Here is a 23974-nt window from a genome sequence, read left to right on the forward strand (position 1 = left end):
GCGGCTTGCCGGAGGATGACGACAAGATTGGCGTGCGCGGCTAGTGCCCCTCCACCCCCCCCGGATCAAGTCCGAGGGCTAAAGGCGCGGTCCCCCTCCCCATGGGGTGGGTCAGTGTCCCCGGTCGGTATGTGAGGCTAGTGCCCCTCCACCGCTGCGCGGTCCTCCTCCCCATGGAATGGGGAGGAGACGCGGCACTGGCCCCGGCGCGGGTGCGCCCTATATCGGGTCTCCCCCCAAGGAGCCCCGCCATGACCCGCACGTTGAAGATCGATTTTGTTTCGGATGTGGTCTGCCCCTGGTGTGTGGTCGGGCTGGGCGGGCTGGAGGGGGCGCTGGAGACGTTGAAGGGCGAGGGGATCGACGCCGAGATCACGTTCCAGCCGTTCGAACTGAACCCGCAGATGCCGCCCGAGGGCGAGAACATCGTCGAGCACGTCGGGCGCAAATACGGCTCGACCCCCGAACAGTCGGCCGGGGCGCGGCAGATGATCCACGATCGGGCGGCCGAGGTCGGCTTCACCATGAACACCGGGCCCGACAGCCGGATCTGGAACACCTTTGATGCCCACCGGCTGCTGTACTGGGCCGCCCCCGGGTCGCGCCCGGAGGTGACGACGGCGCAGGCCATGGCTGACCAGAGGGCGTTGAAGATGGCGCTGTTCGACGCCCATTTCACCGAGGGCCGCAATCTGACCGACCCGGAGGTGCTGGCCGATGCGGCGGCGAAGGCCCTCGGGTCAAGCCCGGGGGTGACGAGGGCCGAGGCGCTCGCGGTGCTGGCCGAGGGGCGTTATGCGGATGAGGTGCGGGCCGAAGCGGCCCTGTGGGTGGCGCGCGGCATCAGCGGCGTGCCGGCGGTGGTGGTCGAGGGCAAATATCTGATCAGCGGCGGCCAGCCGGTGGCGGTGTTCGAGGAGGCGTTGCGGAAGATCGCGGGCGAAACCTGAGCCTTCTCCCCTTGTGGGAGAAGGTGCCCCCGTGAGGGGGCGGATGAGGGGGCTGCCGGACAGGGACTCACCGGCGACCCCTGAGCGACCTCAACCAGCCCCCTCATCCGTCTCGCGCTGCGAGCCACCTTCTCCCACGAGGGGAGAAGGAAGATGGACCGCGCCCCGTGACCAGTCTGGGCGAGGCGCTGGACGCGGTGGAGAAACAGCCGGGCGGGAGCTGGATGCTGGGGGCGACGGCGGTGGGGCTGATGGCGTTCGGGGCGTTTGCGTTCGTTGAGGCGCGGTGGCGGAAGATCAGGGAGACGAGGGGGTAGCGGAGCTTACGCCGCCTTGCCTTTTTTCGGTTTCGACAGGCCGTCGTCGGTGGCGGTGACGACGCGGCCTTTCCAGCCGGGCGGCGGCAGGAATTTGCCCGACTTCTCTTCGCGCGTGCCGTTTTTGGCCATATCGGCGGCACGCCGGAGGCCTTTCAAGATCGTTTCGCGGTCGAAGATCGTGTTCATCGTGATCCCCAATCTAGCAGATCGTAAGCGTCGTCGCCACTGACCCACATTTCCCACTGGTCCACCAGCGGCTTGTAGATCGCATCTAGGTATTCGAGGCTGAGATCAAAGCGGCGACGTAATCGATCCTCGGGAATGCTGTGGCCGCCTTCGGCGACACGCCGCGCCACGCGGGCAATCGAGTCCTCCGCTGTTGGCAAGGCCAGATAGATCAGTTCCACCCGATATCCCGCCGCCTTCCACGCGCGGATGCGAACGGCGTGGGCGCGGGTGGCCAGGGTGGTTTCCAGCACCACATCGGCCCGCTGGGCGAACAGCTGATCCAGCCGCTCAAGCACCCGCCGCCCGGCGGCCAGATCGCGCTGGGGACCCGTGCCCGGCAGATCGCGGGCGACCTCGTCCGGATTGACGAAGGCGAATGCCTCCGCCCGCTCCCGCAGGAAGCCGTTGATGAAGGTCGTTTTTCCGGCACCGTTCGGTCCGGCGAGGAGGACGAGGGTGGGCATCACTCAGCATCAATCCCGATGGTCCTGTATCGACTTACGTCAATCTCGATGTCTAGGAAACCTCGCCTTTTTCAAATCTTCGAACTATATCTGTGTATATAGGGTCGCCAAATTCTGCGAAATCAAACATCATAAACAATGGAGCGCATACCTGCTTAACCAAAGCGTCTAGTTTTGGAGCAATATCCCCAACGGTTGATATTATTTCTGTAGAAACGACATCTTCATCTGCTCGAGATCTATCAAAGATAGTTCGATTGCCAACTGCAGATAGCACGCGCCCCTTAAGTCCATCATGAACAAATCTGGCGCTGAACTTTGTTTCCTCCGGAACGCCGAGCTTCTCCGCCATCCGCCCTAGAAACATTAATGACTCGGTGACTCGAATAATTCTTGTGTTAAAGAAAATTTTTCCTTCAGTTCTTTGATCTTCAAATAGATTCTGAAGGAAGTAGAAGTCCCCATTCTTTCTAGCCGCCCAATAGTCGTAAGATTCTCGATCCGTGATTGCTTCTCGTTTTATGGCAATTTCGGCTCGAATGCCATCTCCTGATGGTCGAGGTTTAAATCCTTCAACGTTTCTAAGGGTAACGCCAATAGGCCAGCCAAATGTACTGATTGTTGAGCTGTCTATAGCTTCGAGCAACTCTATTTGAGACTTCTCAATTGGCTCATGAAGGCCAAATCTCAGCGATAACGTGCCCTTAATTTTTAGCTCAGATGCACCTGCCTTTGCAGCATCCTGATGTTTGTTGAACCACTCATCATCCAACAGGGACTTTCCGCCGGAAACTCTCCCCGTTGGCCCGGCCTCTCTGGGTGTCTCCGTGGAGGCCGCAACGACACCAGAGAATGGGTTCTGCCCGATAGCAGGTTTGGGGTTTTGCGGAACGCCGTGGATTTCGCGCAAAACTTCATCCAATCTTGCATGATAGCCGTCTTCGAAATTGAAGTCCGCGTATAGTCTTGGTCCAAGAAAGTTTGGCGTTCTCGGCTCCGCTGCATTTCCTCGCGCCACCGGTATGAATTTCTTGGTTTCTATCGAGGCGATGACTTCCTTGGTCACGATAAGTCTCTCGAATCCTACTCCACCTTTTCCGGCTTCGGCCTTGGCGACGTAGGTGTCGGAACAGATCATCAAGACTCGATCAGACGAAGAAATTCCCTCTTGCATAAAGAGCGAGAGGTCTTGCCCCAATGCCAAATCCCACTGATCAAGGACAACCTCGACGCCATTCTCCATGAGACTTGTCGCTAGTCGTCGAACCCATTCCTTGTGGACGTCCGAGTCATGGGAATACGAAATGAAGACTTTCGGGATGGTCATCGGATTCCGCTAACTGCTTCGCCTAATGACATAAGCTAAACCATCTCTCGCGCATAGGTGGCGCTGATGCGTGCGCCTTTGCGCGTAGTGTGGCTAGGCACGCCCCCTCACACCTTCACCTCCACCACACTCCCGCCCGCCCTGAATTTCGCGCTCATCTCCGCCATCCCCTTCTCGGCCTCGGCGGCCAGGGACTCGCCCGCATCGTTCTGCGCCGCCGCATCGCGGCGGATGTCCTGGCTGATCTTCATGCTGCAGAATTTGGGGCCGCACATGGAGCAGAAATGCGCGGTCTTGTGGGCTTCCTTGGGCAGGGTGGCGTCGTGGTATTTGCGCGCCGTCTCGGGGTCGAGGCCGAGGTTGAACCGGTCTTCCCAGCGGAACTCGAAGCGGGTGATTGGCGGCGGGAGGATGGGCGCTGGCGCAAGAGTAGGCGCAGGATAAAGCGAGATCGACGATCTGCAACCCATGATCGAGAAAGCCGCACGTATTGACTTAGGGTTAACATAAGCGGAGAGCGATGTTCGTCGAACGTCGACAGGAGACTTAAGCCATGGGCTGCAGCTGCTGTTCTGAGCCCCTGACGGGCACGCGAACCGACTTTCAGTACGCGGTGAAGATCGTGTGCGGCGTGGTGGCGAAGGGGAGGAATCCCCCACTGCCGCCCGGCCGCTATTACACCAAGACCAATATCCACAATTTCTCGCGCTGCGACTGCGTGACCTTTCGCTGGAAGGTGGCCGTTGGCCTGCCCGGCCTGAAAGTGGGGCCGATCAGCGACTTCGCCGAGGCAACCCTTTGCGCCGACGAGGCGCTGGAGATCGACAACGCCGACATTATGCAGCGACTGGGAGGCAAGGACGGGCATGTCGAGGGCTGGCTGGTTATTGAGAGCCCGACCGAGCTGGACGTCGTTGCCGTCTACGGCAGCGCCCAGACGCAGGAGGGGTCGGTAGCGACCTTCCACACTGAACGGGTATGCCCGCGCCGCCTGGCGGCGTGTGAGGATTTCGACGCTGACATCAGCACCGGGGTGGCCCCGTGGGAGGTCAAGGGACCGGCGGCGGGAGCGAATTTCGACCTTGCGACGCTGAGCCTGCCGATCGGGCCGTGGGCGGCCCCGCCGGCCGGGTCGCTGTGGGTTAAGCCGGGTGATGAGCTGGCCGCGGGAAACTACACCTTCCGCCTGCCGTTCAAGCTGTGCACGGGCTTCTCGCAGCCGAGCCTGAAGCTGAGCCTGTTGGCCGACTACTTCGCGAATGTCTTCCTCAACGGGCACCAGATTTCACCCGTGCAGACAGGCGGACCGAACTTCAGCTCCCCGGTGGTCTTCGCAACCAACACCCACTTCAAGGCGGGTGACAACGAGATTACGGTGGTCGTCACCAACTCCGAGCGATCGCCAGTCGGTCTGGCACTCCTTGGTGAACTGACGGCGAAGAACGGCTTGTGCGCCGGTCAGGATGTGCCGCGCCTGCCGTGTCCAGAGATATCTTACGAGGTCTATACCCGACACTTCTTCTTCCAACAGGATGGCGGTTGGTGGTCGGGGGTGATCAGCAACGGCGGCGAGGCCGGGACCACCGGACAGCACCGGCGGGTGCAGGCGATGCGGGCCTGGTTGACCGGGACGGTAGTCCCCGGGACCGCGCTGGAGTACCGCGCGCACATGCAGATTGCCGGCTGGACGCCCTGGACGCCGGCCGGGTCGGATTGCGGTATCACTAACCATGCGCGAAGGATGGAAGCGGTCGAGTTCCGGCTGATCCTGGCTCCGGTTTGCTGCACGATCGGCTACAGGGTGCACACGCGGAAGGACGTCTTGGGCACCAACGCCGGTGGCTGGAGTTCCTGGTACTACGACGGACTGCCGGCTGGCTCGACCGGGGCTCACAGGCGAATCGAAGCGCTGGAAGTCAAGATCGACTGCGTCTGACGGCGGGATGCAGGGCTGGAGGAGGTGGCGGGCCCCCTTAGACCTTCACCTCCACCACACTCCCCCCCGCCCTGAATTTCGCGCTCATCTCCGCCATCCCCTTCTCCGCCTCCGCAGCCAAACTCTCGCCCGCGTCATTCTGCGCCTGGGCATCCCTGCGGATGTCCTGGCTGATCTTCATGCTGCAGAATTTGGGGCCGCACATGGAGCAGAAATGGGCGGTCTTGTGGGCTTCCTTGGGCAGGGTGGCGTCGTGGTATTTGCGGGCGGTTTCGGGGTCGAGGCCGAGGTTGAACTGGTCTTCCCAGCGGAACTCGAACCGGGCGCGGCTGAGGGCGTCGTCGTGCAGGCGGGCGGCGGGGTGGCCCTTGGCCAGGTCGGCGGCGTGGGCGGCGATCTTGTAGGTGATGACGCCGTCCTTGACGTCCTGACGGTCGGGCAGGCCCAGATGCTCCTTGGGCGTGACGTAGCAGAGCATGGCCGTGCCGAACCAGCCGATCATGGCCGCGCCGATGGCGCTGGTGATGTGGTCATAGCCCGGGGCGATGTCGGTGGTCAGGGGCCCGAGCGTATAGAAGGGCGCCTCGTGGCAGTGTTTCAGCTGCTCATCCATGTTCGCCTTGATCTTGTGCATCGGCACGTGGCCGGGGCCCTCGATCATGACCTGGCAGCCCCTGGCCCAGGCGATCTTGGTCAGCTCGCCAAGAGTGCGTAACTCAGCAAATTGCGCCTCGTCATTGGCGTCGGCGATGGAGCCGGGACGCAGGCCGTCGCCGAGGCTGAAGCTGACGTCATAGGCGCGCATGATGTCGCAGATGTCCTCGAAATGCTCATAGAGGAAGGACTCGCGGTGATGGCTGAGGCACCACTTCGCCATGATCGAGCCGCCGCGTGAGACGATGCCGGTGACGCGTTTGGCGGTCATCGGCACGAACGGCAGGCGCACGCCGGCGTGGATGGTGAAATAGTCGACGCCCTGTTCGGCCTGTTCGATCAAGGTGTCGCGATAGACCTCCCAGGTCAGGTCCTCGGCCACGCCGTTGACCTTCTCCAAGGCCTGATAGATCGGCACGGTACCGATCGGGACCGAGCTGTTGCGCACGATCCAGTCGCGGATGTTGTGGATGTTGCGGCCGGTCGACAGGTCCATGACGTTGTCGGCGCCCCAGCGGGTGGCCCAGACCAGCTTGTCGACCTCGTCGTCGACGCTGGAGAGGACGGCCGAGTTGCCGATGTTGGCGTTGATCTTCACCAGGAAGTTGCGGCCGATGATCATCGGCTCGACCTCGGGGTGGTTGATGTTGTGGGGAATAATCGCGCGGCCGCGGGCGATCTCTTGCCTGACGAATTCAGGCGTGACGAAGTCGGGGATGCTGGCCCCGAAATCCTCGCCGTCGCGGATGCAGGGGGCGGTCTGTTCGCGGCGCAGGTTCTCGCGGATGGCGACGTATTCCATCTCGGGCGTGATGATGCCGGCGTTGGCGTATTCGTACTGGGTGACCGGGCGGCCCTCGACGCCCTTGAACACCTTGTGGTTGGAGGTGTCGAAGCGCGGGGCCAGGTGTTTGCCGCTGGCGTGGCCGTTGTCCTCGGGCCTGACCTCACGCGGGTTGAGGACGGGGGCGATGTCGCCGCGATCCAGCTGCCAGCTGGATTTGACCAGGGGCAGGCCCTTGGTGATGTCGATGGTCACAGCCGGGTCGGTATAGGGGCCGGACGGGTCGTAGATGGTCAGCGGCGGCTCATTGGCCGACGGGTGCAGGGCCACCTCGCGGAACGGCACGCGGATGTCGGGGAACAGCTCGCCCGCGGCATAGACCTTGTGGCTGCCGGCGCGCTCACCGGTGGGGATGGTGCCGGTCTCGCGCATGACCTCGTCGCGGGCGTCTTTGAGCGGGAGATCGACACCTTGGTCGTGGCTATCGCTCGCGACGCGGTCGCTCGCTGCTTGAGCCTCTTGAGCCTCTTGAGCCTCTTGAGCCTCGGACGTTTCGGGCGGGGTGACGGCGATGTTCATGAGGGGGCTCCGGGAGAAACGGGGGATCAGGCGCGGGGCGCGCGGAAGGCCATGGCGCTGAGGACCAGGCCGAGCAGAAGCCCGACGGCCATGCCGGCGGTCAGGAAGGGATTGCCGGCGGCGACGAGGTGGGGGGCGATGGTGCTGATCCAGCCGGGGACCAGAATGCGGACCGCCCCGCCCAGCACGGCCAGCCAGCCGAACACGGTGATGATCGTCGGCCAGCCGCGCCAGACCGGATGGGTGATGACGATGGCCAGGCCGACCGGCAGGGTGATGACCCCGGCCATCAGGATGAACAGGGGGTCGGCGGCCAGCATCCAGTCGGCCAGCCGGCTCCGGTTGAGCAGAATACTGAGCGAGGCGACCGCAAGGGTCGGCCCGATGAGGGCAGCGAGAAAGCGGGAACGGTCCATAGCGAGCCTCCGGTGAGAGGTCGCCGACGCCGGGGCGAGCCCGGCCCGCGGACCGGACCGGATCTCCTGGGGCCCGGCTCACACCGGACGATATTCCCATCCCTTCGCCGGCATGACCCGGATCAGGTTCGACGGGTCAGGGCGCGGCCCTATCTCAGCCGCCTGACGCGGCCCCCCGGAGAACGGGGCGACCCTACGCCGGGCGCGTCTCCGGTTCAATATCGTCCGGCGTGACCGCCGCACCCGGCAGCGGGGCCATGCGGCCGATCTTCTCCTTGAACAGGCCGAAGGGCCAGGCCACGAGCATGCAGACGCCGATCAGGGCCCCGCCCAGCGCGAGCAGGATCAGCCACCACATCAGGACGCCGGACTCCAGGGCCATCAGCATGAGGCCGAAGGCCACGCCCAGGCACAGGAGGGTCCCGACCACGACGAAGACCAGAACCAGCAGGTGGGTGCGCTGCATGTCCGGGGTCAGGGCCTTGCAGGCCGGGCAGGGCACGATGCTGTCGGACGGGTCGGCGAGGAGCCGGGTCATTTCCTTTTCGGCGCGGATGTGGGCCTCCGACTCGGCCGTGGGGCTCCCGCCGATGCCGGTCGTGGCCTCAAGCACCTTGTCATAGAAATAATCGGCACCGCACCGGCGGCAATGGACGTCGCGGTGGACGGTCTGGGTCAGGGTCAGCTTGCGGCCCATGGAAGGCTCCATACTGAGGGGGTCAGAGGTGTGAACGGGCGTCCTTGGGCGGCAGGCGCAGACTGTCGAACAGGTCGCCGCCGTCGGTCGACGCGGTCCCGGCCGGCCGGCCGATCTTTTCGTGATAGCCGCCGAACGGCAGGCTCAGCAGCTTGAGGGTGAAGCCCAGGGCAGTGAGCAGGGCGAGGATGCCGATGCCCCAGGCCAGGGCCCCGGACTCCAGCATGGCCAGCGCTACCCCCCAGGCGACCAGCAGGGCGATGGCGACGACGCCGAGATCCTGCAGGGCGGCCTTGATCTGCTGCCGCTGCATGGCGGGAGTCAGGGTTCCGCAGTCCGGGCAGGGCACGACCTTGCCGCGCTCGAACCGGCGGGTCAGCCGTGCGCCGGCCTTCTGACGGGCCTCCTCCCACGGGATCTCGCGACCGGTCATGGAATATCCGGCCGCTGCCGAAGCCTCGGCCGTGTGATCATAGTCATAGGGGACACCGCAGCGACCGCAGGTCACATGCTGGATCGCCGATTCCCGCAGGGTCAGCTTGTCTTTTTCGAGTGTCTCTTGCATGCGCCGTCCCGCCCGGTTGCGTCGGACCCAGACTGACCCGGATGGTCGGGTCGGCAAACCTGTGAATTTTCACAGTGCCGGGCTGGAATCGTCGCGGACCCCCGAACGTCCGAAGTTCCCGGCGAAGCGGAAAGGGGGGCGACCCGGCCTAGGTCGGGGGGGCGTTGACAGGGCCGGGCCGCCGGGGACTTCCGGGCTCAGGAGGTCATCCGGGAGATCCAGTGGGTAAACCGCGTTCGGCGAAATTGGTTCCCGGGGGAAATCCCTGATTGCGCTGACCGACATATGCCGCGTCAATGGCCCGAATCGTCGGGGAGAGATGTGACGTGATCCAGGCCGCTCCGGGCGTTTCGCCCGCCGTTCCCGCCCCCGGTCAGGGGCCGCTCCCGCCGAAGACGCCGCTGTGGGCCCAGCTGTATGTCCAGGTGCTGGTGGCCATCAGTCTGGGCGCGCTGATCGGCTATCTGTGGCCGGGCGTGGGCGAGAGCCTCAAACCGCTGGGCGACGCCTTCATCCGTCTGGTCAAGATGATCATCGCCCCGGTGATCTTCCTGACCGTCAGCACCGGCATCGCCCATCTGCGCGACCTGGGCCGGGTCGGCAAGGTGGCGGCCAAGGCGCTGGCCTATTTCATGGCGGTCTCGACCCTGGCCCTGATCATCGGTCTGGTCGTGGCCAATACGATCCAGCCCGGGGCGGGAATGAACGTCGATCCGGCGAGCCTCGATACGACGGCGGTGTCCGGCTATGTCGCCAGCGCCCACGAAACCACGGTCACCGGCTTCCTGATGGCCATCATTCCCGAGACCGTGGTCGGAGCCTTTACCGGCGGCCAGATCCTGCCGGTGCTGTTCTTCGCCATCCTGTTCGGGGTGTCGCTGGCCATGGTCGGTGAGCGGGCAGCCCCGTTGATGAGCGTGCTGGAGAGCACCTCGGCGGCCTTCTTCAAACTGGTGGCCATATTGATGCGGGCGGCCCCGATCGGGGCCTTCGGGGCCTTTGCCTTCACCATCGGCAAATACGGCATCGGCTCGGTGATCAACCTGGCCGCCCTGGTCGGGACCTTCTATCTGACCGCGGCCCTGTTCGTGGTCGGGGTGCTGGGTGCCATCGGCTGGCTCAACGGCTTCTCGATCTTCAAATTGATCCGCTATCTGAAGGCCGAGCTGCTGCTGGTGCTGGGAACCTCCTCGTCGGAGGCGGCCCTGCCCAGTCTGCTGCAGAAGATGGAGACGGCCGGCTGCGACAAGTCGGTGGTCGGGCTGGTGATCCCGACCGGCTATTCGTTCAATCTGGACGGCACCAACATCTATATGACGCTGGCGGCCCTGTTCATCGCCCAGGCGGTGGGGGTGCAGCTGTCGCCGGGCGAACAGCTGCTGTTGCTGGGCGTGGCCATGCTGAGTTCCAAGGGGGCGGCGGGGGTGACCGGGGCCGGCTTCATCACCCTGGCCGCGACCCTGGCGGTGGTGCCCAGCGTGCCGGTGGCGGGCATGGCCCTGATCCTGGGCGTCGACCGGTTTATGAGCGAATGCCGGGCCCTGACCAATTTCATCGGCAATGCCGTGGCCACCATCGTGGTGGCGCGCTGGGAGGGCGAGCTGGATCGCGAGGCGCTGGACGCGGCCCTGAACGGACGGTCCCTGCCGGTGGCGGCGGCTCCGGTCGAGGCCGACGCGGACTGAGGGGATGCAGACAGGGCATGGATTGGGCGTCGCTTCGCGCGAATGGGCGCGTTAGAACGGGCCGAACCCTGGAGCCCGCCCATGCATCTCGCCCGCTTTCCCCGTATTCGCCTGGCCCATCTGCCGACGCCGCTGGAGCCCTTGCCGCGGCTGAGCGAGGCGCTGGGGGTCGAGATCTGGATCAAGCGCGACGACTGCACCGGTCTGGCCGGGGGCGGCAACAAGACCCGCAAGCTGGAATTCCTGCTGGGTGACGCCTTCGAACAGGGGGCGGATACGCTGATCACCCAGGGGGCCGTGCAGTCGAACCATGTGCGCCAGACGGCGGCGGCGGCGGCGGCCCACGGGCTGGCCTGCGAGGTCATTCTGGAACAGCGGACCGGGTCGACGGCGACCGACTATACCCGCAACGGCAATGTGCTGATGGACCGGCTGTTCGGGGCGGTGATCCGCACCGTGCCGGGCGGCAGCGACATGCCGGCCGAGCTGGAAAAGACGGCGGCCGAGGTGCGGGCCCGGGGCGGCAAGCCCTATATCATTCCCGGTGGCGGTTCGAACCCGGTCGGGGCGCTGGGCTATGTCGACTGCGCCCGCGAGATCGTGGTCCAGGCCGATGAGCTGGACATGGCCGTCGACCGGATCATCACCGCGACCGGCAGCGCCGGGACCCATGCGGGTCTGGTCGCCGGGCTGGCGGTGATGGGGGCGGACATCCCGGTGCTGGGCATCGGGGTTCGGGCCCCGAAGGCCAAGCAGGAAGAGAATGTGCTGAAGCTGGCGCGCGAGACGGCAGCCCTGCTGGGGCGGCCCGATGCGGTGACGGCCGACATGGTGGTGGCCGACTGTGACTATGTCGGCGAAGGCTACGGCCTGATCGACGGGGCGGTGATCGAGGCGCTGAAACTGGCGGCCCGCACCGACGGCATCGTGCTGGACCCGGTCTATAGCGGCAAGGCGATGAAGGGGCTGATCGCCCTGGCGAAGACGGGCGCGTTCGAGAACGAGACCGTGGTCTTCCTGCACACCGGCGGGGCCCAGGGGCTGTTCGGCTATCAGGGCGAGATCGAGGGGGCGTTGTAGGTCCCGGATCGCGCCGCTGCGCGGCTTGTCCGGGATGACGACAGCGGGTGATGTGATCCCGCAGGGAGAGAAAAGGTCAGCGCCCGCCCTGATCTGCATCATCAACTGACAGGGGACTCCGACCGGCAGGATGCGGACCGGCCATGGCCCGGCGGACGCGGTTGCCGCGAGTCACCGAGGCCGCTGGCACTTTCCGTTTTTCATGCTAAGCCGGTCGTCAAAAGGGTGGGGGTGACATGTTGCGAGTTCTGGTTGCGTTGGCGGCTGCGTGGATGATTCTGGCCGGAGGGCCGGCATCGGCGCAGGAGGTGGAGCGGGCCCCGGTACCGGCCTGGGTCGTGCCGGTACCGCAACAGGCCGGGCCATCGCAGGCCAGTGACGCGGCGATTCGCATGCTGGCGGTCGACGACCAGGTGCGGTTCGACGCCGAGGGCAAGCACACCTATTACTTCCGGCGCATGAAGGTGCAGAACCGGCAGGGCCTGCCCCAGGTCAGCACCGTCAGCGCAGTCTGGAGCCCACCGCGCGAGACGCTTCAGGTGCATGGAGTTCGCATCCTCCGTGGCGATCAGGTGATCGACGTGCTGGCGGATCAGGCCTTCCAGACCCTGCGTCGCGAGAACAATCTGGAGTCCTCGATGCTGGACGGCCAGCTGACGGCGACCCTGCAGCCGCGGGACCTGCGCGTCGGCGACGTTCTGGAATTCGCCTTCACCATTCATGACAACGGCGGTGTTCTGGCCCCGCATCACGAGGCCCTGACCAGTCTGGGGACCGGCCGACCGGTCGACTACTACCGGCTGCGCGCCAGCTGGCCGGCGGATCTGTCGCTGCATGTCGCGGCGACCGCTCCGTGGGCCGATGTCCGTCCCCGCCGCGACGGTCAGAACTGGACGTTCGAAATCGAGGCCCGGGACCTCGCGCCCCAACAGTTTCCTGACGACCTGCCGGGCCGGTTCTATCTGACCCGGACAACACAATTTACCGATATGGCCGACTGGAGCGCAGCGTCGGTTCTGATGGCCCCCCTGTATGAACGCGCGGCGACGCTGGAGCCGGAGTCGCCGCTCGCAGCCGAGATCGCGCGTATCCGGGCGGCACACGGGACCGATACCGACCGCGCCGCCGCGGCCCTGCGGCTGGTGCAGGACGGGGTTCGCTATCTCGCGCTCTCAATGGGCGAGGGCGGCTATGTGCCCATGTCCGCCGATGAGGTCTGGCGCTACCGCTATGGTGACTGCAAGGGCAAGACGGTCCTGTTGCTGGCCCTGCTTCACGGCCTGGGCATCGAGGCCGAGGCTGCGATGGTCAGTATGGACAACGGTGACGGCCTGCCGGAACGGTCGCCGCTGGTCGGATGGTTCGACCATGTTCTGGTGCGGGCGACGATCGACGGACAGACGTACTGGCTCGACGGGACCCGGGTCGGTGATCGCAGCCTGGCCGATCTCAGCCCGCCCTCCTATCACTGGGCCCTGCCTGTGCGCGCGCAGGGGGCGGAGATGGTGCGTATCGAGCAGCCTTCGCCGCATGTGCCCACCTTCGAAACCGTGGTCGAGACCGACGCCACTGCCGGACTGGACGCCGAGGCGACCACCACGGTGGACATGACCTACTATGGCGACGCCGCGATCACGACTCGCCAGAAGTTCAGCGCCATCCCCGCCGATCAGCTGCAAACCATGATGGCGAGCGCCATGGATGATCCGAGCGGGCAGGCTCGACTGGTGTCCTTCGATACCCGTTATGACGATGACACCAACACCTTCCACCTCATCATCCGGGGTGCGGCCCGAATGAGCTGGGTGAACAGTACGGGTGGGCGGATCATGGCGGTGCCGGAGGCCGCGATATCCATCCCCTATCAGGCCGAGCGGAAGGGGGTTTTCGCCCCCTATGCGGACGCGCCCTATACCCTGGCCCACCCCTATCTGAACCGGATGACGATCCACATTCGCCTGCCGGGTGGCGGGGAAGGCTTTCAGATCGAAGGCGGAGACCAGACCGTGGAGGCGGGCGGATATCGTATGGAGCGGCGCGCGACCCTGCAGGACGGGGTGGCGGACATCACCCTGACCACCACCAGCCTGGCCGCCGAACTGTCTGCCAAGGACATGGCCGATGCCCGGTCACGCGCCGAGAATATGGTCGATACGACGCTGCGGTTTCGGGCTCCGGCCCATTATATCCCCACCGAGGCCGATCTGGCCCGCCTCGATCCCGGCGATGCCGCCGTCGCCGATCTGATCAAGCGTGCCCGGAGTCTCTGGGGCACGGGCGACACCGAGGGGGCACTCGCCCTGCTGGACGCGGTCATTGAACAGGAGCCGGATAATGTCGAGGCTCTGCGCACGCGCGGGGGTGTTCGTCTTGAGGCAAAAGATCTTGAGGGGGCGCAGTTGGACTTTGACAGCGCCGTCGATCTTGATCCCGCAGATGTGGAAGCAACGGTCGGCCAGGGACGGGTGGCCATGGCTGATGGCCGCTTTGCCGACGCCATCATCAGCTTCTCTGTCGCCCTGCGGCTGAACCCCGGCCATGGCACGGCCCTGTCGGCGCGCGGGGCCTCCTATTACCAGATCGGGCGCTGGGGCCGGTCGCTGTCGGATTACCGGGCGCTCAAGATTGCCCTGCCGTCGTCAGACGTCGGCCTGTTCGGAGAGCTTCGTGCCCTGACGCGTCTCGATCGCACGGACGAAGCCCGGACAATCATCAAGGCGAAACTCGACACCGCGCCTGCGAACGGCGTGGCCCTTGGGGCGCTGGCCCGGATCGGCAAGGGTGAAGGGCAGTATCGGGACATTCTGGAAGCGCTGGATGCCGGTCTCGTGGCCTCGCCAGACGATTTCAGCCTGATGTCGCTGCGGGGTGAGGTGCGGGCGCTTTCCGGTGACGAGTCGGGCGCGCGGGCGGATTTCGCCGTCTTGCGTCGCATGGCGAACGGGAATTCATCGTTGATGAACAATGTCTGCTGGAATCAGGCGATCAGCGGTTTCGACCTCGAACAGGCCCTGGCCGATTGCGACATCGCGGTCGCCTCCGGCGAGGCCGGCATCATCGACAGCCGCGCGATGGTGCTGCTGCAACTGGGTCGTTACGAGGACGCCAGGGCCGATTACGAGCAGGCGCTGGCAGCCGCGCCCAATCTGTCACCGTCGCTCTATGGTCGCGGGCTGGCGCGTCTGGCGCTGGGCGATGCGGGGGGACGCGACGATCTGGAGCGGGCCCGGGCGCTGAACGTCGATGTGGTCGAGGATTTCGCCGTCTTCGAAGCGCGCCACAGCGAACTCGTTCGCTGAGGTCATGACGCCGGCGGCGCGCCGCCCTACCCCGCCCCCGCCGCGATCTGCATCATGACCAGGCCGGTGAACCAGGCCGCGGCGGTGCCGACGATATAGCCGACCACGGCCAGCAGGACGCCGACCGGGGCGAGGGAGGGGTGGAAGGCGGCGGCGGCGACGGGGGCGCTGGCGGCCCCGCCGATGTTGGCCATCGAGCCGACGCCGAGGAAGAAGCTGGGCGCGCGGATCAGGAAGGCCATGGCGACCATCAGGCTGACGTGGACCAGCATCCACACCGCGCCGATGACGAAATAGGCGGGCGAGTCGAGGATGGCCCCGATGTTCATGTTCAGCCCGACGGTGGCGATCAGCACATAGACCAGCAGCGAACCGACCCGGGACGCCCCGACGCCCTGCAGCCGACGCGCCGGGGTGAAGGACAGGGCGACGCCGATGGCGGTGGCGGTCAGCACCAGCCAGAAGAAGCTGGAATCCAGCGACAGGCGCTGGGCGATCTCGAAATGGCTGCCGAACCAGGCCGACAGGGGATCGGCGATGGCATGGGCGAGGCCGACGGCGGCGAAGCCGACGCCGAAGATGAACACCAGATCCTTGAGCGCGGGGATGCGGGCATGGGCCAGCTCATAGGCCTCGGCCTTGTCGCGCACCCGGTCGACGGCCGAGCTGTCGGCGCGCAACAGGCGGTCGACGCGGCGCTGGTTGGCGGCGATCCACAGCACGACGGCCATCCAGATATTGGCGACGATGACGTCGACGGCGATCCAGATCGAAAAGGTGTCGCGGCCCGCGCCGTAGATTTCATACAGGGCGGTCTGGTTGGCCGAGCCGCCGATCCAGCTGCCGGCCACGGTGGCCATGCCGCGCCAGATGGCCTCGGGTCCGGCCCCGCCCATCAGGTCGGGGGCGATGATACTGGTCAGCAACAGGGCCACGGGCCCGCCGATCATCACGCCGACGGTGCCGGTGAAGAACATGATCAGGGCCTTGGGCCCGAGGCCGATGACGGCGGGCAGGTCGGCCGAGACGGTCAGCAGCACCAGGGCGGCGGGCAGCAGGAAGCGCGAGGCGATAAAATAGAGTTTCGAGGTCTCGGGATCGACCACACCGAAGGTGGTCAGCAGCGAGGGCAGGAAATAGCACAGCAGGATGGGGGGGAAGATCGCGTAGAATTTCCGCACCCAACCGGTCTTCAGGTCGGCGCTCCAGAAGACGAAGGCCAGGATCGCTGCCAGCAGGCCCAGCACGACGGCGTCATTGGTAATCAGGGCTGTCGGGACCGCGGGATCGATGGGCATTACGTTTCTCCGGCATTCTGGGGCATAAGGACGAGTTCGCGGCCAACTGGCAAGGCGGCGGCAGGGAGAATTGACGATGCGGGTACTGGGTGTTCTGGGTGGAATGGGGCCGGCGGCGACGGTTGCCTTCCTGGCGCGGGTGCAGGCCCTGACTCCGGCCACCGGCGATCAGGACCACATCCGCATGCTGGTCGACATCAATCCGCAGGTGCCCGATCGTAACCGGGCTCCGCAGGCGGCCGACGACATGCTGGGCGAGATGGCGGCGCGGCTGCGCGAGGCCGGGGCCCAGATTCTGGCCATGCCGTGCAACACGGCCCACGCCCAGTCGACCGGCCTGCGCGGCATCGGCCTGCCCTTCATCGACATGATCGCCGAGACGACGGCGGTGGCGACCGAGGGTGAGGTCAAGAAGGTCGGGGTTCTGGCCACGCCGGGCGGCGAGGCCCTGTATACGGCGGCCCTGTCGAGCAACGGGGCCAAGATCGTGCGACTGGTCGGGGCCAACCGTCAGGCTTTCACGGCCTGTATCGCGGCGGTCAAACGCGGCGACACCGGCAAGGCCCCGCGTGCCGAGATGCGGCGGCTGGCGGCGGCCCTGGTGGCCAGCGGGGCCGAGCGGGTCATCGCCGGCTGCACCGAGGTGCCGCTGTTGCTGGGCCCCAAGGACGTGTCGGTGCCGCTGATCGATTCGGCCGATGTGCTGGCCCGGGCCTGTGTGAAGGCCTGTCGCTAGAAACAGTTGCCCATCCCGCCGACGCCCGGCAAAGCTGGGCCGGTGAAAAAGCAAAGCCTGATTATCGATTGTGACCCCGGTGTCGACGACGCCCTGGGTCTGTTCCTCGCCTTCGGGTCGCCCGGACTGGAGCTGCTGGCGGTGACTACCGTGGGCGGCAATGTCCCGGGCGACATCACCGCGCGCAACGCCCGGATCATGCGGCAGTTGGCCGGGCGCGAGGACGTGCCGGTCCATGCCGGGGCCGACCGGCCGCTGGTGCGGGAGCCGGTGGCGGCCGCGGAATTCCACGGCGAGGGCGGCATCGGCGACATGACGCCGTTCGAGCCGCGTGTGGGCAATGCCCCGGGGCCGGCGGCGCAGGCGATCGTCGATCTGGTGATGGCGCGACCGGCGGGGTCGGTGGCGCTGGCGATCATGGGGCCGATGACCAATCTGGCTCTGGCGATGCGGCTGGAGCCGAAGCTGGCGGCGCATCTGGGTCCGGTGTCGGTGATGGGTGGCGCGCGATCCGAAGGCGGCAACATCACCGCCTCGGCCGAGTTCAACATCTATGCCGATCCCGATGCGGCGGCCGAGGTCTTCGCTTCGGATTGCGACATCACCGTCTTTGGTCTGGATGTGACCCATCAGGTGCGGGTCTCGGAGGACCGGATCGTGGCCATCGAGGTGCTGGGTGGGGAGTCGGCGCGGACGGCGGGCGAGCTGTTGCGTTTCTCGCAGCGGGTCGAGCGCGAGATCGTCGGCTGGGATGCGGGGCCGCTGCATGATCCGTGCACCGTGGCCTGGCTGCTGGACCGGGATCTGTTCGGGCTGAAGCCGTGCCGGATCGAGGTCGAGACGGTCAGCGACCTGACCCGGGGCCATACGGCGGTGGAGTTCCGCGTCGATGCGGCCACGGCGCGGCATCACTGGGCGGTGTCGGTCGACGCCGGCGGTGTGTTCGCGCGGATCAATGCCAGTCTGGAGCGCCTGCCGTGAGGATCACCGTCGTCGGCTCGATCAATCTGGATTTCGTGGCCAGCGCGCCGCATCTGCCCGGACCGGGCGAGACGGTGACCGGGGCGACGCTGGCGCGGCATCCGGGCGGCAAGGGAGCCAACCAGGCCCTGGCGGCGGCGCGGCTGGGGGCCGAGGTGACGATGATCGGTCGGGTCGGGCGCGACGGCATGGCCGGCGAGGCCCTGGCCCTGCTGCTGGAGGCCGACGTCGATGTGGCCGGGGTCATCACCGACGCCGAGGCCCCGACGGGCGTCGCCCTGATCGCCGTCGACCCGTCGGGCGAGAACCAGATCGTGGTGGCGGCGGGGGCCAATTATCGGGTGACGCCGGAACAGCTGCCGCAACGGATCGAGGGGCCGCTGATCCTGCAGCTGGAACTGCCGGTGGCGACGGTCGAGGCCGCCGTCGGCCGGGCCACCGGCTTTGTCTGCGTCAACCTGGCCCCGGCCGCGCCGGTGTCCGAGGCCCTGCTGCGGCGGGCCGATCTGATCGTCGTCAACGAGACCGAGGCCGCCTATTACGGTGACCTGTTGCACAGCGGCGGCGGCCGGGTGGTGGTGACCCTGGGCGCGCGCGGGGCGCAGCTGTTCCAGCGCGGCGGCCTGATCGCCGAGGCGGCACCGCCCAAGGTCACGGCGGTCGACGCCACCGGGGCCGGCGACACCTTCGTCGGGGCCATCACCGTCGCCCTGCTGGAAGGGATGGAGCCGGAAGCCGCGCTGAGGTTCGCCTGCGCCGCCGGAGCGATTGCGGCGACGCGGCCGGGGGCCCAGCCGTCGCTGCCGACGCGGGATGAGGTCGAGGCGATGATGGAGGGGTGACTTGCAACGTCAGCCACTTCCCGGTGTGGTACGGCCTAGCTTCACAGGAGCCTGCACATGCGAACCGGATTCGCTGTCTTCATTACCGCCGTTCTGGCTCTCGGGCTGGGCTATGCGACGCGGCCGTTCGTTGAATGGGCCGTCAATCAGTCTGTCGGTGGTCAGAAGGTCCAGTGTGTCGCGGGAGGGGCGGTTTGCGTTGGGCAGCCGGTCTCGACCGCCTTCGGGTACGGGATTGATGACCGTATCGGCGGAGTCTTGGATGTGCGCTGTGGACCTCCGGTTCGCGATGGTTCGCAGGGCAACCTCAATCCATTCGAGTTGATGAGTGAGAACTGCGCGGAAGCCCAGTACAGGGTTGCATTCAGCAATGGTCGCCGGCTAACCAATGTCTGGGTTGATCAAGGCCTTATCGTTCAACTCGACGACTACCCACGGCACACCATCGACCCCTAGGCCAAGCTGCCGATGCGCGATGAAGTCGACGCGATTCTGGAGGGGTGAGGTTCCCCTATTGATCCCGTCATCCTCGGGCCTGTCCCGAGGACCCATTTCTCCGACGCACGAGCGGTTGAGGGCTTGCCGCCATCAGGGGTGCGCCTTGATCCGGGTCTGGGGTCTGTTGAACGATGGGTCCTCGGGACAAGCCCGAGGATGACGGGAGGGGGAGGGATGTCCGGTGGCTAAAACTCCACCACCAGCCGCACGACCTCGCCGGCGGCCAGGCGGTCGAAGCCTTCGTTGATGTCGTCCAGCGCGATGCTGCCGCTCATCAGGCGGTCGACGGGCAGGCGGCCGGCGCGATAGAGGGCGACGTAGCGGGGCAGGTCGCGGGACGGGACGCAGGTGCCGATATAGCTGCCCTTCAGGGTGCGCTCCTCGGCGACCAGATTGACGACATTGACGGCGAGGGCGGCCTCGGGCGGGGGCAGGCCGGCGGTGACGGTGGTGCCGCCGCGGCGGGTCATCTTCCAGGCGGACTCCAGGGCGCGGACCGAGCCGGCCATCTCGAACACAAAGTCCGCGCCGCCATTGGTCAGGGCGCGGACCTGGTCGACGGCGTCGGGGTCGGCGGCATTGACGGTGTGGACCGGACCGAGGCTGCGGGCCAGGGCCAGCTTGTCTTCGCTGAGGTCGACGGTGACGACCGGCGAGGCCCCGCTGGCGAGCGCGCCGAGCACACTGGCTAGGCCGACCCCGCCGAGACCGACCACGGCGACCGACTGGCCGGCCCGGACGCCGGCGGTATTCACTACGGCCCCGACCCCGGTCAGGACGGCGCAGCCGAACAGGGCCGCCTCGGCGAAGGGCAGGTCGGCGTCGACCTTGACCAGTGAGCGGCGCGAGACCACGGCCCGCTCGGCGAAGGCGGAACAGCCGAGGTGGTGGTTGAGGTCGCCGTCGGCACCGTGCAGCCGTGTACCGCCGCCCAGCAGCTCGCCCTTGCCGTTGGCCACCGCCCCCGGCTCGCACAGGGCCGGACGGCCGCCCGCGCAGGGATTGCAGTGGCCGCAGCTGGGCATGAAGACCATGACCACATGGTCGCCGACGGCCAGGTCGGTGACGCCCTCGCCCAGGGCCTCGACCACGCCGGCGGCTTCGTGGCCCAGCGCCATGGGCAGGGGCCGGGGGCGGTCGCCGTTGATGACGCTGAGATCCGAATGGCACAGGCCCGCGGCCCGGATCGCCACCAGCACCTCGTCGCGGCCGGGCGGGTCCAGGCTCACGGTCTCGATCGCCAGTGGGCGACTGTCGGCATAGGGGCGGGGCGCACCCAGGGTGCGGAGGACGGCGGCGCGGGTTTTCATGGGGGAACGCTAGGCGCTTGACGCGGCGTTCGCCAAGCCCGAGCGTCAGGGCAATGAAGCGCGCCAACGCGCTCAGGCAGCGAGGTGCCGCGCACCGAGCGATAGCGCAACAGGGGAGAATTCATGTCAGGCACGATCGAACGGACGAAGCGGAGCGACTACCGGCGCTTTCAGGCGATCTCGACGCGGTGGATGGACAATGACGTCTACGGCCACGTCAACAATGTCGTCTATTATTCGTGGTTCGACACGGCGGTGAACCGGTTGCTGGTGGTGGCCGGGCAGATCGACATCCACAAGGGCGAGGTCATCGGACTGGTGGCCGAGACCGGCTGCCGTTATTTTTCGCCGACGGCCTTTCCCGACCAGATCGAGGCCGGGGTGCGGGTCGCCCATGTCGGCTCGTCCTCGGTGCGCTATGAGATCGGCCTGTTCCGCAATGCCGAGGACGAGGCCGCGGCGGTCGGCTATTTCGTCCATGTCTATGTCGACCGCGAGACCAAGAAGCCGGTGCCGCTGACCGATGCGATGCGCGGGTTTCTGGAGTCGTTGAAGGTGTGATGACGGAGCGCGCGCCAGACCTCTGTGAAGGCGGTTGCCACTGCGGGGCTGTGCGGTTTCGTGTTCGACTCAGTGGGGGGTTGGCCAGCGCGCGACGCTGCGACTGCTCCTATTGCCGGATGCGCGGGGCGGTGGCGGTGACGGCCCGGTATGGTGATCTGCAGGTCCTGACCGGCAGCGAAAAACTGAGCGGCTACCGTTTCAATACGGGCGCGGCGGAGCATCATTTCTGTTCCGTCTGCGGCATCTATACCCACCATCGGCGGCGTTCGAATCCCGATGAATACGGGATCAACGTCGCCTGTCTGGACGGAGTCAGCCCCTTCGATTTTGCGGAAGTTCCCGTCATGGATGGGGTGAATCACCCGGCGGACGGTCGGCCGGAAGGCGGATCCGGTGTGGCCGGGTGGTTGAGATTTCAGCCGTCAGGCCGGTCCGGCTAGTCCTCGATCCGGCCCATCAGGGCCAGGACGCCGACGGCTGTCAGCACGCCGAGGGCGAAGGCGGCGACGAGGGTGCCGGTGGCGGCGGCCGGGGTGACGGTGAACGGGCGCGGCGGAGCCCAGTCGACGAGGTCGTCACCATCGAGCTCGTCGCCCAGATAGTTGGCGGCATCGTAGAGGACGTCTTCAGCGGTCATCAGGCAGCTCCGGCCGGGGTAAAGGACTCAATATCACAGGTCAGGGTCGCGGTTCCGGACACGGCCCGTGGTGACAAGGCGCGCGGTCCGGGTTAGACGGCCCGCCTCACGTTTTCGCCAGATCAGACGATAGACTCATGGCCGGCCATTCCAAATACAAGAACATTATGCACCGCAAGGGGCGCGCCGATGCGGTGCGATCCAAGCTGTTCTCCAAATTGTCACGCGACATCACGGTGGCGGCCAAGGGGGGGATGCCGGATCCGGCGCTGAACCCGCGCCTGCGTCTGGCGGTGAACAATGCCAAGGCCGAGAGCCTGCCCAAGGACGTGATCGACCGGGCCATCAAGAAGGCTGCCGGCGGCGACGTCGATACGATGGAAGAGGTCCGCTACGAGGGCCGCGGCCCCGGCGGGGTCGGCATCATCGTCGAGGCCCTGACCGACAACCGCAACCGCGCCGCCTCGAACATCGGCACCGCGTTCAAGAAGAACGGCGGGGCGCTGAGCGAGATGAATTCGGTCGCCTTCATGTGGGACAAGGTCGGGCGGATCCACTATCCGGCCGAGGCCGGGTCCGAGGATGCGGTTATGGAGGCCGCCATCGAGGCGGGGGCCCAGGACGTCGAGAGCGATCTGGTCAAGCCGGACATCTATGAGGACGCGCCGGGTCACGTGATCTGGACCGCCTTCGAGGACCTGAACGAGGTGGCCGAGGCCCTGTCCAAACTTCTCGGCGACGCCAAGTCCACCGCCATCGTCTGGAAGCCCCAGTCCGAGGTGCCGGTGACGGGCGAAGCGGTCGGCACGCTGATGAAGCTGCTCGACGCGCTGGACGCCGAGGATGATGTGTCGTCGGTCTATTCCAACGAGGATGTCTCGGACGAGGACATGACCCAGTACGCGGGATGACGACGCCGGGGGGCGATATCGGGGAGAAGGCACCGTCCGGCGCGCCGGAACCGGTCGCCGTGGCACAACGCCGGTCCGACTGGCTCGCCGTTCTGGCGTGGAGTTGCGCAGCTATCGTCGCCATCGGGCTGGCCGGACTGGCGACAATCGGCTTTCAGGTCATCGGTGCGCACAGGCAGGTGATCGACGACTGGTGGAAGACCGCCGTCGCCGAGGCAGTCGAGGGCGACGGGCCCCGGCTGGTCGTGGAGCCGCTCCCCGGTGTGCCGCCCACCATACCGGCCGTTTCGCCGCCGGAAACAGACGCGAACGGCGAGGGCCGGGTCATCGTCAGCCCGACCTGGCTCGTCACCCCCCAATCCGAATACCCGACCCTTGCGCTAAGGCAGGGGGTCGAGAGTGGCCGGGTCGAGTTGCAATGTCCGGTGACAGCCGACGGCCACATTCCGTCGTGCTGGATCCTGAGCGAGACACCGGCCGGTGCGGGCTTCGGCCAAGCGGCCCTGGTCGGGGCCGTGCAGGCCCGCCTCCAGCCCGGGACGGTCGACGGTGAGGCGGTCGACGCAATGATCAGATACTCGGTGGCGTTCCGGCTGGAATAGGTGACGCGAGTCGTTCTCACGGAACCAGGGGGCGAAGGGCGCGTACTGCAGCTTCACCGTTCACACCGGAGCCGCCTTATGGACATCACCCAGCTGATCCTCGACGACCACGCCGAGCAGCGGCGACTGTTCTCGATCCTCGAACAGATCGATGCCGGGGACACCGAGGCGCTGACGGCGGTGTGGGGGCGGCTGTCGGCCTTTCTGGATGCCCACGCCGAGGCCGAGGAGCGGTTCTTCTATCCGGAATTGCTGAAGGTGGGCGAGGCCGCCAACGACGCCGAGGGCGATGATGCGGGGCCGGAGACGGTCGACGCCATCGAGGACCACAACAAGCTGCGCGACGCGGTCCGGGCGGTCGGCGAACACAGGGTCGGCAGCAAGGCCTGGGTCGAGGCGGTCGGCGAGGCCAATGTGGTCAACTCAAAACACATGGGCGAGGAGGAGCGGCAGGGTTTGACCGACTTCCGCCGTAACGCCCCGCTGGAGACGCGCCACGCCCTGGGTGTGCGGTTCGCCGCCTTTGTCGCGACGCACATCACCGGGGTGAGGCCGGTCAACAAGGAGCCCGAAGCCTATGTCGACGCCCACGGCTGAGGGGGCCGTGTCAC

25 protein-coding genes, 1 pseudogene and 1 riboswitch are annotated in these 23974 nt (G+C 66.4%); of the genes and pseudogenes, 15 read left to right on the top strand and 11 right to left on the bottom strand.

Features of this window, described 5'->3' with window-relative positions; genetic code table 11:
* Positions 1-251 precede the first annotated feature (251 nt).
* Complete coding sequence (locus AAC050_RS09110) at positions 252-950, top strand: DsbA family oxidoreductase (protein WP_339914768.1); 699 nt, start codon at positions 252-254, stop codon at positions 948-950.
* 167 nt (positions 951-1117) lie between these two features.
* Entirely contained in the window at positions 1118-1267 is a 150-nt protein-coding gene (locus AAC050_RS09115) for a DUF1206 domain-containing protein (protein ID WP_339914769.1), read from the top strand.
* A 6-nt stretch (positions 1268-1273) separates the two neighbouring features.
* Here the strand turns inward: AAC050_RS09115 and AAC050_RS09120 are convergent, their stop codons facing one another.
* From AAC050_RS09120 to AAC050_RS09135, 4 genes and pseudogenes are all read right to left on the bottom strand, one after another.
* Positions 1274-1456: a hypothetical protein gene (locus AAC050_RS09120; protein WP_339914770.1), complete on the bottom strand. Its 183-nt coding sequence runs from the start codon at positions 1454-1456 to the stop codon at positions 1274-1276.
* On the bottom strand, positions 1453-1962 hold the full coding sequence (locus AAC050_RS09125; protein ID WP_339914771.1) for a zeta toxin family protein: 510 nt from the start codon (positions 1960-1962) through the stop codon (positions 1453-1455). The genes AAC050_RS09120 and AAC050_RS09125 overlap by 4 nt, the downstream gene beginning before the upstream one ends.
* 52 nt (positions 1963-2014) lie before the next feature.
* Positions 2015-3289 (bottom strand): toll/interleukin-1 receptor domain-containing protein, encoded by a 1275-nt coding sequence (locus AAC050_RS09130; RefSeq protein ID WP_339914772.1) that lies wholly within the window; start codon positions 3287-3289, stop codon positions 2015-2017.
* Positions 3290-3396: 107 nt separating this feature from the next.
* Positions 3397-3681, bottom strand: a pseudogene (locus AAC050_RS09135) (phosphomethylpyrimidine synthase ThiC); the annotation flags it as partial.
* A 161-nt stretch (positions 3682-3842) separates the two neighbouring features.
* Here AAC050_RS09135 and AAC050_RS09140 point away from each other — a divergent pair.
* Entirely contained in the window at positions 3843-5225 is a 1383-nt protein-coding gene (locus tag AAC050_RS09140) for a hypothetical protein (RefSeq protein ID WP_339914773.1), read from the top strand.
* 37 nt (positions 5226-5262) lie between these two features.
* On the opposite strand, the gene thiC is transcribed toward AAC050_RS09140, so the two are convergent.
* The 4 genes from thiC to AAC050_RS09160 all read right to left on the bottom strand — a co-directional run bounded on the left by thiC (position 5263) and on the right by AAC050_RS09160 (position 8920).
* Positions 5263-7095 (bottom strand): phosphomethylpyrimidine synthase ThiC, encoded by a 1833-nt coding sequence (gene thiC, locus AAC050_RS09145; protein WP_339914840.1) that lies wholly within the window; start codon positions 7093-7095, stop codon positions 5263-5265.
* A gap of 173 nt (positions 7096-7268) precedes the next feature.
* A complete protein-coding gene (locus AAC050_RS09150; protein ID WP_339914774.1) occupies positions 7269-7658 on the bottom strand; it encodes a hypothetical protein in 390 nt (129 codons plus the stop codon).
* 81 nt (positions 7659-7739) lie between these two features.
* Positions 7740-7846, bottom strand: a riboswitch (TPP riboswitch).
* A gap of 5 nt (positions 7847-7851) precedes the next feature.
* Entirely contained in the window at positions 7852-8355 is a 504-nt protein-coding gene (locus AAC050_RS09155; RefSeq protein WP_339914775.1) for a hypothetical protein, read from the bottom strand.
* A gap of 22 nt (positions 8356-8377) precedes the next feature.
* Entirely contained in the window at positions 8378-8920 is a 543-nt protein-coding gene (locus tag AAC050_RS09160) for a hypothetical protein (RefSeq protein ID WP_339914776.1), read from the bottom strand.
* A gap of 401 nt (positions 8921-9321) precedes the next feature.
* On the opposite strand from AAC050_RS09160, the gene AAC050_RS09165 reads away from it, so the two are divergent.
* The 3 genes from AAC050_RS09165 (at position 9322) to AAC050_RS09175 (ending at position 14984) form a co-directional block, all read left to right on the top strand.
* Positions 9322-10605, top strand: coding sequence for a dicarboxylate/amino acid:cation symporter (locus AAC050_RS09165; protein WP_339914841.1), 1284 nt, complete (start codon positions 9322-9324; stop codon positions 10603-10605).
* An 81-nt stretch (positions 10606-10686) separates the two neighbouring features.
* Positions 10687-11685, top strand: a complete 999-nt coding sequence (locus AAC050_RS09170; RefSeq protein ID WP_339914777.1) for a D-cysteine desulfhydrase — start codon at positions 10687-10689, stop codon at positions 11683-11685.
* 236 nt (positions 11686-11921) lie between these two features.
* A complete protein-coding gene (locus tag AAC050_RS09175) occupies positions 11922-14984 on the top strand; it encodes a DUF3857 domain-containing protein (protein ID WP_339914778.1) in 3063 nt (1020 codons plus the stop codon).
* A gap of 26 nt (positions 14985-15010) precedes the next feature.
* Here the strand turns inward: AAC050_RS09175 and AAC050_RS09180 are convergent, their stop codons facing one another.
* Positions 15011-16282 carry a DUF819 family protein gene (locus AAC050_RS09180; RefSeq protein ID WP_339914779.1) on the bottom strand — a complete coding sequence of 424 codons (1272 nt, stop codon included), beginning with the start codon at positions 16280-16282 and terminating at the stop codon, positions 15011-15013.
* Positions 16283-16358: 76 nt separating this feature from the next.
* On the opposite strand from AAC050_RS09180, the gene AAC050_RS09185 reads away from it, so the two are divergent.
* The 4 genes from AAC050_RS09185 to AAC050_RS09200 are packed head-to-tail and all read left to right on the top strand — an operon-like array spanning position 16359 to position 19297.
* Entirely contained in the window at positions 16359-17018 is a 660-nt protein-coding gene (locus tag AAC050_RS09185) for an amino acid racemase (protein ID WP_339914780.1), read from the top strand.
* 42 nt (positions 17019-17060) lie between these two features.
* The gene (locus AAC050_RS09190; protein WP_339914781.1) at positions 17061-17999 is read left to right on the top strand and encodes a nucleoside hydrolase; all 939 of its coding nucleotides are present in this window, start codon (positions 17061-17063) and stop codon (positions 17997-17999) included.
* Positions 17996-18841 carry a ribokinase gene (locus tag AAC050_RS09195; RefSeq protein ID WP_339914782.1) on the top strand — a complete coding sequence of 282 codons (846 nt, stop codon included), beginning with the start codon at positions 17996-17998 and terminating at the stop codon, positions 18839-18841. The genes AAC050_RS09190 and AAC050_RS09195 overlap by 4 nt, the downstream gene beginning before the upstream one ends.
* A 57-nt stretch (positions 18842-18898) precedes the next feature.
* A complete protein-coding gene (locus tag AAC050_RS09200; RefSeq protein WP_339914783.1) occupies positions 18899-19297 on the top strand; it encodes a hypothetical protein in 399 nt (132 codons plus the stop codon).
* Positions 19298-19524: 227 nt separating this feature from the next.
* On the opposite strand, the gene AAC050_RS09205 is transcribed toward AAC050_RS09200, so the two are convergent.
* Complete coding sequence (locus AAC050_RS09205) at positions 19525-20649, bottom strand: zinc-dependent alcohol dehydrogenase family protein (protein ID WP_339914784.1); 1125 nt, start codon at positions 20647-20649, stop codon at positions 19525-19527.
* Positions 20650-20772: 123 nt separating this feature from the next.
* Between AAC050_RS09205 and AAC050_RS09210 the strand changes: the two genes are divergently transcribed.
* Complete coding sequence (locus tag AAC050_RS09210) at positions 20773-21210, top strand: thioesterase family protein (protein ID WP_339914785.1); 438 nt, start codon at positions 20773-20775, stop codon at positions 21208-21210.
* Positions 21210-21653, top strand: coding sequence for a GFA family protein (locus AAC050_RS09215; protein WP_339914786.1), 444 nt, complete (start codon positions 21210-21212; stop codon positions 21651-21653). The genes AAC050_RS09210 and AAC050_RS09215 overlap by 1 nt, the downstream gene beginning before the upstream one ends.
* Here the strand turns inward: AAC050_RS09215 and AAC050_RS09220 are convergent.
* Positions 21650-21850 (bottom strand): hypothetical protein, encoded by a 201-nt coding sequence (locus AAC050_RS09220; RefSeq protein ID WP_339914787.1) that lies wholly within the window; start codon positions 21848-21850, stop codon positions 21650-21652. The genes AAC050_RS09215 and AAC050_RS09220 overlap by 4 nt on opposite strands.
* A gap of 137 nt (positions 21851-21987) precedes the next feature.
* On the opposite strand from AAC050_RS09220, the gene AAC050_RS09225 reads away from it, so the two are divergent.
* From AAC050_RS09225 to AAC050_RS09235, 3 genes are all read left to right on the top strand, one after another.
* On the top strand, positions 21988-22761 hold the full coding sequence (locus AAC050_RS09225; RefSeq protein WP_339914788.1) for a YebC/PmpR family DNA-binding transcriptional regulator: 774 nt from the start codon (positions 21988-21990) through the stop codon (positions 22759-22761).
* Positions 22758-23363: an energy transducer TonB gene (locus tag AAC050_RS09230; protein ID WP_339914789.1), complete on the top strand. Its 606-nt coding sequence runs from the start codon at positions 22758-22760 to the stop codon at positions 23361-23363. The genes AAC050_RS09225 and AAC050_RS09230 overlap by 4 nt, the downstream gene beginning before the upstream one ends.
* Before the next feature lie 78 nt (positions 23364-23441).
* Positions 23442-23960 (top strand): hemerythrin domain-containing protein, encoded by a 519-nt coding sequence (locus tag AAC050_RS09235; RefSeq protein ID WP_339914790.1) that lies wholly within the window; start codon positions 23442-23444, stop codon positions 23958-23960.
* Positions 23961-23974 lie beyond the last annotated feature (14 nt).

The sequence above is a fragment of the uncultured Brevundimonas sp. genome (genome assembly GCF_963974615.1).
GTDB lineage: Bacteria > Pseudomonadota > Alphaproteobacteria > Caulobacterales > Caulobacteraceae > Brevundimonas.